At 62.4% G+C, this 12,373-nt stretch carries 12 protein-coding genes; 7 read left to right on the top strand and 5 right to left on the bottom strand.

Annotated features, from left to right (window positions below; all coding sequences use genetic code 11):
- Positions 1 to 18: 18 nt before the first annotated feature.
- The 4 genes from AOT96_RS15660 (at position 19) to AOT96_RS15645 (ending at position 3,896) form a co-directional block, all read left to right on the top strand.
- Entirely contained in the window at positions 19 to 573 is a 555-nt protein-coding gene (locus AOT96_RS15660; protein ID WP_003945732.1) for a hypothetical protein, read from the top strand.
- A gap of 218 nt (positions 574 to 791) precedes the next feature.
- On the top strand, positions 792 to 2,393 hold the full coding sequence (locus tag AOT96_RS15655; protein ID WP_054781005.1) for an ABC-F family ATP-binding cassette domain-containing protein: 1,602 nt from the start codon (positions 792 to 794) through the stop codon (positions 2,391 to 2,393).
- An 8-nt stretch (positions 2,394 to 2,401) separates the two neighbouring features.
- Entirely contained in the window at positions 2,402 to 2,983 is a 582-nt protein-coding gene (locus AOT96_RS15650) for a hypothetical protein (RefSeq protein ID WP_231917211.1), read from the top strand.
- A gap of 142 nt (positions 2,984 to 3,125) precedes the next feature.
- A complete protein-coding gene (locus tag AOT96_RS15645) occupies positions 3,126 to 3,896 on the top strand; it encodes an alpha/beta fold hydrolase (RefSeq protein WP_058039300.1) in 771 nt (256 codons plus the stop codon).
- An 18-nt stretch (positions 3,897 to 3,914) separates the two neighbouring features.
- Here the strand turns inward: AOT96_RS15645 and AOT96_RS15640 are convergent, their stop codons facing one another.
- Positions 3,915 to 5,963 (bottom strand): heavy metal translocating P-type ATPase, encoded by a 2,049-nt coding sequence (locus AOT96_RS15640; RefSeq protein ID WP_231917210.1) that lies wholly within the window; start codon positions 5,961 to 5,963, stop codon positions 3,915 to 3,917.
- A 142-nt stretch (positions 5,964 to 6,105) separates the two neighbouring features.
- A complete protein-coding gene (locus tag AOT96_RS15635) occupies positions 6,106 to 6,756 on the bottom strand; it encodes a DUF305 domain-containing protein (RefSeq protein WP_007734459.1) in 651 nt (216 codons plus the stop codon).
- 216 nt (positions 6,757 to 6,972) lie between these two features.
- On the opposite strand from AOT96_RS15635, the gene AOT96_RS15630 reads away from it, so the two are divergent.
- Both AOT96_RS15630 and AOT96_RS15625 read left to right on the top strand, forming a co-directional pair.
- A complete protein-coding gene (locus AOT96_RS15630; RefSeq protein ID WP_007734457.1) occupies positions 6,973 to 7,686 on the top strand; it encodes a response regulator transcription factor in 714 nt (237 codons plus the stop codon).
- Positions 7,683 to 8,804: a sensor histidine kinase gene (locus AOT96_RS15625; protein ID WP_080726726.1), complete on the top strand. Its 1,122-nt coding sequence runs from the start codon at positions 7,683 to 7,685 to the stop codon at positions 8,802 to 8,804. Before AOT96_RS15630 ends, AOT96_RS15625 begins: the two co-directional genes overlap by 4 nt.
- Here AOT96_RS15625 and AOT96_RS15620 read toward each other — a convergent pair.
- Positions 8,788 to 9,078, bottom strand: a complete 291-nt coding sequence (locus AOT96_RS15620; protein WP_003945505.1) for a YiaA/YiaB family inner membrane protein — start codon at positions 9,076 to 9,078, stop codon at positions 8,788 to 8,790. The two genes, AOT96_RS15625 and AOT96_RS15620, sit on opposite strands and share 17 nt — an antisense overlap.
- 163 nt (positions 9,079 to 9,241) lie before the next feature.
- Here AOT96_RS15620 and AOT96_RS15615 point away from each other — a divergent pair, with 163 nt between their 5' ends.
- On the top strand, positions 9,242 to 10,450 hold the full coding sequence (locus AOT96_RS15615; RefSeq protein WP_065351981.1) for a macrolide family glycosyltransferase: 1,209 nt from the start codon (positions 9,242 to 9,244) through the stop codon (positions 10,448 to 10,450).
- Between the two features lie 6 nt (positions 10,451 to 10,456).
- On the opposite strand, the gene AOT96_RS15610 is transcribed toward AOT96_RS15615, so the two are convergent.
- Both AOT96_RS15610 and AOT96_RS15605 read right to left on the bottom strand, forming a co-directional pair.
- On the bottom strand, positions 10,457 to 10,903 hold the full coding sequence (locus AOT96_RS15610; protein ID WP_007734451.1) for a MarR family winged helix-turn-helix transcriptional regulator: 447 nt from the start codon (positions 10,901 to 10,903) through the stop codon (positions 10,457 to 10,459).
- A 57-nt stretch (positions 10,904 to 10,960) separates the two neighbouring features.
- Positions 10,961 to 12,367: an aminotransferase-like domain-containing protein gene (locus tag AOT96_RS15605; protein ID WP_042452643.1), complete on the bottom strand. Its 1,407-nt coding sequence runs from the start codon at positions 12,365 to 12,367 to the stop codon at positions 10,961 to 10,963.
- Positions 12,368 to 12,373 lie beyond the last annotated feature (6 nt).

Below are 12,373 nucleotides of genomic sequence, written 5' to 3'. Positions count from 1 at the left end.
CTCTCCGAGGAGAACGCCATGAAGAACTCACAAAACTCCGGCGACCGCAGGTTCGGCCGTCCCGGAGGTTGGCAACAGGCGTCGGTTCCCGACGCGAGTGATGCGTCCGACTGGTTTGCCGGTCGACTTCCAGATGACTGGTTCACCGGAACGGCCGACGTCCAGGTCGACCGCGAAGAAATCGTCGTGATCGGTGAACTCCCGGCAGTCGACGGTGGCGAGGCCGCCGCGGACGGAAGGATCTCACGCTTTCGCGAAACCACGCGCGCCGACCGGATGCGCATCGCCGACGAGGCCGAGGCTCGCTACGGGCGCAAGGTCGCCTGGGGTGTACGTCTGGACGAAAAGACCGTCCTGTTCACACATCTCGCAGTTCCGGTGATGACACGACTACGTCAGCCCGAACGCAAGGTTCTCGACACTCTGGTGGACGCGGGTGTTGCTCGTTCGCGAGCGGACGCCCTCATGTGGACAGTCCGGTTGGCGGGCAAGCACAGCGAACAATGGCTCACCGAACTCCGCGAAGCGATGTCGAAGGTCGACGACCTCCGATCCGAGGGTCCGAAAATCTGACGGCCCGAAAATCTGAGCACCGAACACTGACGAGACCGACAGCACAGAATAATTCGATTGCACGGGACCGTTCGAGTGTTCTAACCTGGAACACGAATCATTCCCGACAGAACAGGAAACGGGCCGTTGCTCCTCTAGAGGTTCATCACGCGAAGGCACTCGCACCCATCAGCACTTGCTGAGCCGGGCGCACAGTCCAAGCACCCTCTGGAGTACTCATGACCCAATCCCATCTTTCTCTGTCGCTCTCGGATCTCACCTTCATCTGGCCGGACGGCGAATCAGTCTTTTCCCACACCAATTTTGTATTCCCCAGTGGCCGTGTCGGTCTCGTGGGACTCAACGGATCGGGAAAGTCGACTCTGCTGCGATTGATCGCAGGAGAGCTCTCACCGGAATCCGGATCCGTGACCGCTTCCGGCGAGGTCGGCTACCTCCGTCAGGACATCACACTCGATCCGAGCGTTCGGGTGGATGACATCCTCGGTATCCACGAACTCCGAAACGCTTTGCACCGCATCGAAACCGGCGACGGCTCCGAATCCGACTTTGCGCTCGTGGACAACAACTGGGATATCGAGGAGAGCGCTCTCTCCACCTTGCATCGACTCGGCCTCGAGAAGGTGGTTCCGGATACCGCAGCATTGAGCCGAACTGTCGGCACCCTCTCCGGCGGAGAGACCGTCCTACTCGGCCTGACCGCAACGCTGCTGAAGAATCCACAGGTACTTCTCCTGGACGAGCCGACCAACAACCTGGATCGCGACGCTCGATCACGAGTTCATGCTGCAGTCCAACAGTTTCCGGGAACCGTGCTGATCGTCAGCCACGACCGGGAACTGCTCGACACCGCGGAGTACACGATCGAACTACGTCGGGGGGATCTACGCGTGTTCGGCGGCAACTACTCGCACTACCAGGAGGTCGTTGCCGCTGAGCAGGAAAACGCACTCGCCACCGTTCGCGACGCCAAGGCCGATCTGGCAAAGCAGAGCCGCGAGCTGATCGACGCTCGAACGAAACTGGACCGGCGTAAGCGCTATGGGCAGAAGATGTTCGAGAACAAGCGGATGCCGCCGATCATCGCGCAGACACGAAAACGTCAGGCCCAAGTTTCAGCGGGAAAGCTGGCCCTCAACCATATCGGGAAGGTGGACGAGGCCAAGTCTGTCCTGTCGGAGGCAGAGGAACTCCTTCGAGACGATCGCGAGATTCGTCTGGATCTGCCTGCTACAGAGGTTCATCCGGGGCAGCAGGTTGCGCGGCTCGACGAGGTGCCGTTGCAGAGCGGCCAAGTGGTATCGCTCCAGATCACCGGGCCGGAGCGGATTGCGATAGTGGGACGCAACGGAATCGGCAAGACGACGTTGCTCGATGCACTCGCCGCGTCGACTCCATTCGTAGCCTCTCGTGCGCTCCCCCAACGTCTCGACGTGTTCGACGAGGACCTCTCGGTGGCGGACAACGTCGCGTTGGCCGCGCCACACGCGACAGCCGAGGAAATTCGCGGGCAGTTGGCACGGTTCCTTTTCCGGGGAACGGATTCCGACGTATCGGCATCCGCACTCTCCGGCGGTGAACGATTGCGTGCGGCGTTGGCCACGATCCTGCTGGCCGAACCCGCGCCCCAGCTGCTTCTTCTCGACGAGCCGACCAACAACCTGGACCTACCGAGTCTCGCCCACCTCACGCAGGCACTTTCCGATTTTCGCGGCGCCATGGTGGTGGTGAGTCACGATCTGCCGTTCCTTCGCGGCATCGGCATAACGCGATGGATCAGCATGGACGAGACTGGTATTCGAGACATCGATCCCGAGTAGGCCGACGGTTGACGCTGTCGGCGCTCGACGGTCTGGCCTACCGTGGGGCGATGTGCCTTCACCTCGACGCAACCGCCGCGCTGTCGCTCGCAGGTTGGGTTCGCGAAGAACCCACTCGATCGGCCTCTGCCCCAGTTCCGCAACCACTGGTCGGCGGTTGTGACCAACTCGTAGTGTGGGCGAGTTCGTTCTCCGTACTTGCCAGCTCCGACGACCAGGTGTGGTTTCTCTCGGCGGAGAACTATGCCGGTGGCGTTGGCGTCAGCGATGAGGCGTTTCCCTGGAATGCGTTCCGGCACGAGAGCCTGGCGGTCGCTTCCGGGCCGGCGGAGCGCGCGGCGACCAACGCCTTCTGGTCCACTCACCTCCCGGTCCTGCTGTCGGTGCGCAATGGGTACGAGTACTTGGCGCTCGCACCCGACGGTCAGGTTGTCCGTGGAGGAGAGCCGGAGTTCGAGGAGGTCACCATCGTCGCCGCTGATTTCGAGGCTCTGATTCGGGGCATAGCCGCAGGCGTCAGCACTGCAGACCCCTCCACCGATGCATTGCTTGGAACAGTGGGTACTGCCCCGCCGGGCAGTGACCGGTAGCTCTGAGGGAGGCCGAGTTGACGGCCCGACTGTTCGTGAGAGTCCACGCCATCCGTCGAATGGGTCCGGACGACTACTCGAGTTCACGTGCGTAGCAACTGGCACCCATACTGGACGGGTGTTGCACGACGTGAGAAATCCGGTGGACGGTGCGCGGATCACCTATCAGATCGTGGGCGATGGCCCACCCCTGTTGATGGTGCACGGCACAGCGTTGTCGCGCTCCATCTGGCGTGGCTTCGGGTACGTCAAGGCACTTCAGGAGCAATATCGTCTGATCCTCGTCGACATGCGGGGTCACGGACGCAGTGACAAACCACACGACTCCGATTCGTATGCAATGGATCTGGTGGTCGGCGATCTCCTGGAGATCCTCGACACGGAGTCTCCGTTCGAGCCGGCACACGTCCTCGGATACTCGTTCGGCGGACGTTCGGTGATGTCGCTGACAGTCGAGCACTCCGAACGGGTGCGATCGCTGACCGTCGGGGGCGGTAGCAGCCGACCGATGACGGGCGCGTTCGACGCATTGTTCTTCCCGGGTTGCATCGACGTACTCGAAAGCGGCGGTATCGAGGGATTTCTGACCGGTTGGGGCGTGAGGCGCGGCAAACCGGTGGATCCTCAGACTGCGACTGCCTTCCGAATCAATGATGCCATCGCGCTCGCTGCCTACATGCGCCGCGCAGAGAAGGAGCACGGCATCGACGACGCCGTGCTGCAACGGATCACCACACCGGCGTTGTTGTTCGTCGGATCGAGAGATCGCGAGCGCCTGCCGGATACCGAGCATCTCGCGTCGCTGATCCCGGACAGTGCCTTGACTGTGATCGAAGGGGCTGACCACGCAAGCGCAGTCGCAGACTCCGATGCTGTACTGCGTGCGCTCATTCCGTTCCTCAGCCGACAGTAGTCCGCCTTGAACCTCTCGCTACTGCGATGTGAGCACTCTCGACTCCAGCGCGGTCACCGGTGGTTGCCGCAAGTCCAAGCGCCTCAACAACTGGGCATTCGCGGCAACGACCACAGTGGATACCGACATCAGGATTGCTCCGACCTCCATCGGCAGCACGAACCCGACGGGCGCCAGTACTCCCGCAGCGAGGGGAACCGAGATCGCGTTGTATCCCGCTGCCCACCAAAGGTTCTGAACCATCTTCCGGTAGGTGGCGCGGGAGAGCTCGATGACCGAGCTCACCGAACGCGGATCATCGCTGGCCAGAACAACTCCCGCCGACGCGATCGCCACGTCGGTTCCGGCACCGATCGCGATGCCCACATCCGCCTGGGCGAGTGCCGGCGCATCGTTGACCCCGTCACCGACCATCGCCACGCGGTGGCCCGCAGCCTGAAGCCGAGATACCTGCGCTCCCTTGTCCTGCGGAAGCACTTCGGCGAAAACTTCGTCGATCCCGAGCCTGCGAGCCACCGAATGGGCCACGGCCTCCGCGTCTCCGGTGACCATGGCCACCCGCACACCGCGAGCATGGAGGGCGTCGACGGCCAATGCTGATTCCGGGCGAATCTCGTCGGCCAATGCCAATGCGCCGATCACCTTCTCGTCACGCACTACATGCAGGACGGTCGACCCGTCACTGAGCCACTCTTCGGTCCCCGGGATCGCGGTGGCCCCGACCGATCGCAGCATCCCCGGTCCGCCGACACCGACGCGTGCACCGGCGACGTCCGCAGCAACCCCGATCCCGTTGTGCGCCTGAAAGTCGGAACCCGAAGTGAATTCGAGCGACAACTCCCGCGCCGCCGCGACGACGGCGCGCCCGAGTGGATGTTCGCTGTCGAACTCGACGGCAGCCGCTGCGCTGAGAACGGCGTCATCGGAATACCCGTCGACACCGCGTACACCGACCACTGCGGGCTCCCCCTTGGTGAGAGTGCCGGTCTTGTCGAAGAGAACGGTGTCTACGTTACGCATCGCCTCGAGGGCCATGCGGTCGGTGATCAAGATCCCAGCCCGAGCCGCCCGTTCCGTCGCGATCGAGACGACCAGTGGAATCGCCAACCCGAGCGCGTGCGGGCAGGCGATCACCAGAACGGTGATCGTCCGGGTGACTGCGCTCTCCGGGGTGCCCCAGATACTCCAGGCGATCGCGGTCAGCACTGCCGCGCCCAGTGCGTACCAGAACAGCAGAGCAGCGGCCTTGTCCGCCAACACCTGCGCGCGACTCGACGAGTTCTGGGCTTGTTCGACCAGGCGCCGGATACCGGCGAGCGCGGTGTCTTCTCCCACGGCGGTGACTCGAAGCCGAAGTGCCGAGTCGGTGGCTACCGTGCCGGCCACCACCTGATCTCCGACAGTCCGGCGGACGGTCTTCGACTCGCCTGTAATCATGGATTCGTCCATGTCGGCGCTTCCCTCGACCACCGTTCCGTCCGAGGGAACACGGGCGCCGGGACGAACTATCACCAGGTCGCCGGTCGCCAGAGCTGCGGTGGGCACGGTTTCCACCGATTCCCCCACCACCCGTTCTGCCTCGTCGGGCAGCAAAGCGGCAAGTGAATCCAAGGCGCTCGATGTCTGACTGAGCGAACGCATCTCGATCCAGTGGCCCAACAACATGATCACGATCAGAAGCGCGAGCTCCCACCAGAAATCGAGAGTGTGATCCACCCAGTGCAGACTCGCAGCCCATGACGCGAAGAAGGCCACGGTGATCGCGAGCGCGATCAACAGCATCATTCCCGGCTGCCGAGAACGGATTTCGGCAACAGCGCCGGTGAGGAACGGCTTGCCACCCCAGAAGTACATCACCGTGCCGAGTACCGGTGACATCCATTCCACCAGAGAGTTTTCCGGCAGTGTGTACCCGACCAGATCAGCGAACATCGCGTCTGCCGCAACGACCGGAACCGCGATGACCAGCATGACTGCAAACAACGTCCGGAACTGTGCGACGTGATCCCCGTGACCACCGTGTGCCCCATGCTCCATCTGGCCATGGCTCATCTGGCTATGGTCCATCTGGCCATGGTCCATCTGACTGTGATCCATGTGGCGGTCATCCCCTCGCGTGTGATTGCAGCACAGCACCGGTCAAGCCATCAGCCTCGAACGTATGCCCAGGTAGCCACCCGAGCAAGGTCACGCGGCCAAGGCCTCCTGTTCAACTCCCCTTCAACATCGCTTCCATCTGAGTGATTTCCGCCTGCTGACCGGCAATGATCGCTTCTGCCATCTTCTCCGCCGACGGGTCGAGCCCGTTGTCGAGTTCGGTCTGGGACATGGTGATGGCACCCTTGTGGTGCTCGATCATCATCGTCAGCCACAACTTGTCGAACTCCGCGCCACTGGCATCGGTGAGGGCGGTCATGTCGTCGGCCGACATCATTCCCGGCATCTCGGCCATCCCGACGCCGTGTCCCGCGTGCGCCGACTCATCCATGCCCTCCATCGAACTCGACGAAGGCTCGGGGCGTCCCCACTCCGTCAACAATTCGGTCATCTGAGCCATCTCCGGGCCTTGCGCTGCCTCTATCTGCGCTGCAAGAGAGAGAAGTTCGGCATTGTCGGTTCGACCGTCGACCATCCTGGCCATGTCCAATGCCTGCGCGTGATGCGGGTACATCCCTTCGAGAAACTCGATGTCGGCAGCATTGACACCCGAAGGAATCTCCGACTGTGCTGCAACACTGGTTGTTTCGGAAGAATGGTTGATGCTCTCCCCGGAGTTGTCCGAGCATCCGGCAATCAACAGTGCTGCCGCTGCCACAACCGGAACGAACCGCGCGGCGCTCTTCCTGACCGTCAAAGACATGTTTTCACTCCCGAGAATTGATTCTGTTCGATATGCACTGCACCACAATTGATTTGACAAGAGTGCTGCACATGCACAGTTGCCACGTTACCGGCGAAAATCCACCGCGAAGCCCGATAACCGGCTCGAACAGGCTTCCTTCATCGAATCTTCACAGTCGAGTGGAAACCACCACGCGCCAGCAATGCAGACACGCAGTCGACTAACCTCGGTCTGATGAGCGCCGAACTACGACCTGGCGAGGAACCGGGGCGCGTTCTTGTCGTCGACGACGAGACTGCCCTCGCCAAGGTTGTCGCCAACTATCTGACACGCGAAGGATTCACCGTGCGCCTCGCCCACGACGGGCCGAGCGCAGTACGTTCGGTGCGCGAATTCGAGCCCGCGCTGATAGTGCTCGATCTAATGCTCCCGGGCTTCGACGGCATGGAAGTCTGCCGACGAATCCGTACCTTCTCCGATGCGTACATCCTGATGCTGTCCGCCCGCGGTGAAGAGTCGGACAAGGTGACGGGTCTGGCGGCCGGCGCAGACGACTACGTGGTCAAACCCTTCGGCCCCCGCGAACTGGTTGCGCGAGTGAAAGCACTGCTCAGACGGCCACGCGCGTCGAGTTTGCTGCCAAAAGTGCTGCCGACGCCTCCCGGTCTCGACATCGACGTCCTCGCCCGCACCGTGCATGTCGACAACCACCCTGTCGATCTCACTCCCACCGAGTTCGCGTTGCTCTCCGCGCTTGCATCCCGACCCGACGCTGCCTGGAGTCGGGCCGAGATCATCGCCTCGGTGTGGGGCTCGTCCTGGTTCGGGGACCAGCACATCGTCGACGTCCATGTGCGTGCATTACGCCGCAAACTCGGCGACGACGCGACCGATCCTCGGTTCATCAGAACCGTCAGGGGCGTCGGATACTCCCTAAGGTCGTCATGAACGCGGTCGTCATGAACGAGGTCGTCATGAAGAAACTCGGGCTACGCGGAAAACTGCTGCTGGCGCAGCTTGTCGTCCTGTTCGTCTCCTGCCTCGCCATCGCCGCAGTCGCCATTGCCGTCGCTGCCCCGCTCTTTCACAACCACCTCATGATGGCCGGCATCGAAGACTCGAATGTCCGTACCCACACCGAAGAGGCATTCGCTCAGACCATGACCATTGCACTGTTGTGCGGGATCGCGGTCGCACTGGTGGGCGCAAGCATCGCCGCGGTCTACATCGTCCGACGCATCACGGCCCCGATCTCAACGCTGGCGGAGGCGGCTCAAAGCGTCGCAGACGGGAACTTCGACGTGACAATCGGCAGGTCCGACGTAGATGCCGATTTCACGCGTCTCGAAACTGCCTTTGCCGACATGGCGGCACGCCTTGATCATTCGGATCGGGTCCGCAAACGCCTGCTTGCCGATCTTGCCCACGAATTACGCACTCCGGTATCGACTTTGGCTGCGTACGTGGACGGCATCGAGGATGGCGTCCTCCCCACGGACAACTCTTCATGGTCGGTCATGCGCGATCAACTCGAAAGACTGCGTCGGCTCTCTTGCGATCTGGCGGACGTCTCCGCGGCCGACGAACACGCTCTCGAACTCGATCGCCGAGACGAGAAGATCGACGACATCGTTTGCAGCGCAACGGCAGCAGCGGCGCCACGTTTCGCCGATCGTGGAGTCGAATTGACGACCGCGCTACCTCCGCAACCGATCACGGCCGAGGTCGATCGCCAACGAATCGAACAGATCCTCGCCAATCTGCTCGAAAACGCGTTGCGGCACACTCCGAGCGGAGGTTCGGTGACGGTGACACTCGCACGGGAAGGTGACCACCTCTCGGTGTCCGTCACCGACACCGGTGACGGAATTCCCGCAGACCAACTCGAATCAGTCTTCGACCGTTTCCATCGCGGTGATCGATCCGACGGTTCCGGTTTGGGGCTCACGATTGCGCGCAGCCTCGCGCTCGCACACGGCGGCGATCTGTCGGCGCTCCGAAACGAGCAACCTCTCGGCAGCACGCTGATCCTCACCTTGCCGACAGGTTTCAGGCTGCCGCTTTGAACGGATCGTGCTCGGCGATCAGCTTCTCGAGTCGAGCCTCGTCCACTCGAACCCTGACAGTGGATGCCTCCTGCTGATCACGAATCACCTTGGCCAACGTGAACGTACTGGTGACCAAGAACAGCAAGGACATTCCGAGAAATCCGCGTTGCCACGCATCGATCGGAAGATACGCAATTCCGAGGAGGGTGCCGACAAAACTGACGGCAAAGGCTATTCCGGCCTGAAGATAGAAGGCTGCAGTGGTCTTCGAGGGTGTTGTCGGTGTGCTCATGCTTCGAAGTCTGCTCGCCCATCCCGGCACTCGGATGCGTAGTCCTACTCGAGTGCGCACGGTACTTCCCCGGCAAAAATCAGATGCCGTCACCCATCCTGGTGGATAGTCTCGGTCCCGTATCCGGAGTTGTTCCAGAACAGTCAGACGGCAGGAGTGATCGATGACCCGCAGACATATAGCCATGGTGAGCATTCCGGCACCGGGCCACGTCAATCCGAGCCTGGCGATCATCGCGCGTCTCGTCGCCGCCGGTCACCGCGTCACCTATGCCAACGACGAGTCGATGCGTGAGATCATCGAGGCGACCGGGGCCGAATTCGCACCGTACGTCTCCACGCTGCCCAGCCTCGTCCCTTCTCCCGACGGCGCCGAATCCGAGAAGAGCTGGGACGGGGATCTGATCGATCAGTTGACGATTTTCCAGGACGATTACGAGTCGATGCTGCCGCAGCTACGCCGAATCTACGAAGACGATCGCCCTGACCTCTTTCTCTACGACATCGCCGGCATTCCGGCACGAATACTGGCTCAGCAGTGGGGCGTTCCCATCATCCAGTTGTCGCCGACGTACGTTGCCTGGGACGGTTACGAAGCCGACGCCGCACCGATGTACGACGAAATTCGTTCCGATCCGAGAGGCGTCGACCTGCTCGATCGGGAGACCCGGTTCTTCCGCGCCGAAGGCGTCGAGGTCGATCCACGTGAGTTCACCGGACGCCCACCCCGTGCAATCGTGCTGATCGCAGAATCGATGCAGCCCAACGCCGAACGCGTGAACCGCGACGTCTACACGTTCGTCGGCCCCGCACTCGAACCGAGCAGTCAACCTTGGGTGAACCCGGATCCCGAACGCAAGCTCTTGTTGATCTCGCTGGGTTCAGCATTCACCGATCATCCGGATTTCTACCGCACCTGCGTCGAGGCTTTCGGCCAGATGGACGGCTGGCACGTCGTCCTCCAGATCGGAAAGCAGGTGCAGATCTCAGATCTCGGACCATTGCCCGACAACGTCGAAATACACCGTTGGGTACCGCAGTTCGCGATTCTGCAGCAGGCCGACGCGTTCGTGACCCACGCGGGTATGGGCGGATCCAGCGAGGGACTGGTGACCGGGACATCCATGATCGCAGTGCCGCAAGCCGTCGATCAGTTCGGCAACGCCGACTCGCTCGTCGACGCCGGTGTCGCAGTACGCGTCGACAGCGCTACCGTCACGGCAGTAGAGCTTCGTGAGGCGCTGACTCTGGTGAGCGCCGACGAGTTCCGCCGACGCAGCGCGGAGTTGGCAGAAGAACTCGCAGCGGCGGGCGGTGTGTCCCGTGCCGTCGAATTGATCGAAGCCGCTCTACCCGGCAGCGGGCCCAGATAATGTCTGCTACCAGTGCCAGGCGTCGCCGCCCACGTTCTTGATGGTTCGCTGCAGCACAGTGATGGTGGTGACAAACTCCTCTTCGGTGATTCCCTGCATCCGCTCTTCCTGCAGCATCTGCTGTACCCGTGCGGCGCGATCGAACTGCTCGGAGCCCGCATCAGTCGGGCGAAGGACAGACCCGTCTTCGCGCGCCCACCCCAGTTCGAGGGCAGAGTCGACGGCGTCATCGATCACGTCGGTGGATTCGTTCGGACCGATCGTCCGCAAGAGGACAGCGCGCTCCACTCCTTCAGGGTGCAGCGAAAGTTGGTGCAGGACCCACCACCCCGGCTGGGTGACGCCGATCGCTTCGAGTGCTCCGCGCGTGCGCGTGCGAATCGCTTCACCGGCTCGCGCGGTCCAGAATCCGATCGGCTGGTTGGCCGGTGGCTGCATCGCTTGTTTGTTCATGCATACGACGATAAAACCTCAACGGAAGTTAAGGTCAACCACCAGCGAGGTGAAGTTCTACATATGTTGCGTGATTGCTCGGCCGATAATGCGGGCGGCGTCGGGGAACTCACCCGGGTTCGGTCCGGCGTAGTTGAGCCGCAAGAACTTTCCAGTCGGTTCTGCCGGGAACCAATCGTCACCGGCCCCGACGATGACGCCGGCCGACCGGCAGTCCTGCACCACGCGTTCGACGTTCGTGGTGTCCGGGAGCCGAAGCCAGAGGTTGAGTCCGCCTTTCGGTACGGCATCGAGGTGAGCGTCCGGCGCGTGCTCGCGCAGACTCGAGACGAGGAGGTCGCGTCTGGCCTCGAGTTGGTGACGAAGCCTGCGCAAGTGCGTTCGCCAGGCCGGTTGGGTCACGACGTCGAGCGCTACCGCTTGCAGCATCCCGCTGACGTACATCGAATCTGCCTGTGTATCAGCCAAAATCCGCTCGTACGCCGGACCCCGAGCGATCAATCCGGCAACTCGCACCGATGGGGACACGCTCTTGGTCAGCGCACGAAGGTAGACGACGTGACCGCTGTCGTCTCGTGCAGCGATGGGGCTGGGATCTGCGGTGATTCCGAAGTCGAGCGCCGAACTGTCCTCGATGAGGAATGCGCCGTGCCGACGGACGGTGTCGAGAACCTTGTCAGCCAACGACGGCGACCACAGCGCTCCCGTCGGACTCGCGAAGCTCGGTTGTGCGTAGAACGCACGGGCACCGGTCTGTTCGAATGCACGCGAAAGCTCTTCAGGATCAGGACCGTTGGCGCCGCTGGAAATCGGAATGACCGTGACTCCAGCCTGCGCGGCGGCCAGGATCGCTCCCCAGTAGGTCGGCGATTCCATGAGCAACGGACGCCCCTCCCCCACCAACGCGCGGAAGGACGTCGCAAGCCCGCCCTGACTGCCGGGAAGTACAACCACGTCGTTCGGCCCCGGCGGCGTGATCCCGGCAGGAGTGGCGGAACCCAATTCGGAGGCAAACCAGGACTGCAGTTCCGGAAGCCCGGCAGCGAGGGGCCGATTGAACACGGCGTCGGTTCGCGTCGCCCTGGTGAAGGCTGCACGAACCAGACCTTCCGGCAACAGCTCTCGGGCCGGATAGCCGGAATGCAGCGCGATCACGTCGTTGGAGGTGGACTGCAGCGCCATGGGCAGCTGCAGACGATAGTTCGGCGATCCAAGCGCCGCTGTCTGCCACCCGTAGTCGTTGGGTCGCACGACGCGCGCCGCGCGCACGAAGGTCCCCACACCGGGACGAGCCTCCACAACCCCCTGAGATACCAGTGTTCGCAGCGCCTTCTGCACGGTGACCGGACTCGCCCCGTGCAGGCTGACGAGCGACCGAGTGGACGGAAGCTTCGCGCCTGGAGGAGCCGTCGCGATCCACTCACGCAAGGCTGCGACAATCCTCGAACTGCTATCATTGGACATGTCGAA

Origin of the sequence: Rhodococcus sp. 008 (genome assembly GCF_001682295.1) — a bacterium.
Lineage (GTDB): Bacteria > Actinomycetota > Actinomycetes > Mycobacteriales > Mycobacteriaceae > Rhodococcus_F > Rhodococcus_F qingshengii.
The sequence above is the reverse complement of the archived record's forward strand: the minus strand, read 5'-3'. Positions and strand labels throughout refer to the sequence as shown.

Coding starts and splice junctions, on each gene's coding strand:
- AOT96_RS15660 (WP_003945732.1), top strand. CDS start 19: ATGAAGAACTCACAAAACTCCGGCGACCGCAGGTTCGGCCGTCCCGGA.
- AOT96_RS15655 (WP_054781005.1), top strand. CDS start 792: ATGACCCAATCCCATCTTTCTCTGTCGCTCTCGGATCTCACCTTCATC.
- AOT96_RS15640 (WP_231917210.1), bottom strand. CDS start 5,963: ATGGACCATAGCCAGATGAGCCATGGCCAGATGGAGCATGGGGCACAC.
- AOT96_RS15635 (WP_007734459.1), bottom strand. CDS start 6,756: ATGTCTTTGACGGTCAGGAAGAGCGCCGCGCGGTTCGTTCCGGTTGTG.
- AOT96_RS15630 (WP_007734457.1), top strand. CDS start 6,973: ATGAGCGCCGAACTACGACCTGGCGAGGAACCGGGGCGCGTTCTTGTC.
- AOT96_RS15625 (WP_080726726.1), top strand. CDS start 7,683: ATGAACGCGGTCGTCATGAACGAGGTCGTCATGAAGAAACTCGGGCTA.
- AOT96_RS15620 (WP_003945505.1), bottom strand. CDS start 9,078: ATGAGCACACCGACAACACCCTCGAAGACCACTGCAGCCTTCTATCTT.
- AOT96_RS15615 (WP_065351981.1), top strand. CDS start 9,242: ATGACCCGCAGACATATAGCCATGGTGAGCATTCCGGCACCGGGCCAC.
- AOT96_RS15610 (WP_007734451.1), bottom strand. CDS start 10,903: ATGAACAAACAAGCGATGCAGCCACCGGCCAACCAGCCGATCGGATTC.
- AOT96_RS15605 (WP_042452643.1), bottom strand. CDS start 12,367: ATGTCCAATGATAGCAGTTCGAGGATTGTCGCAGCCTTGCGTGAGTGG.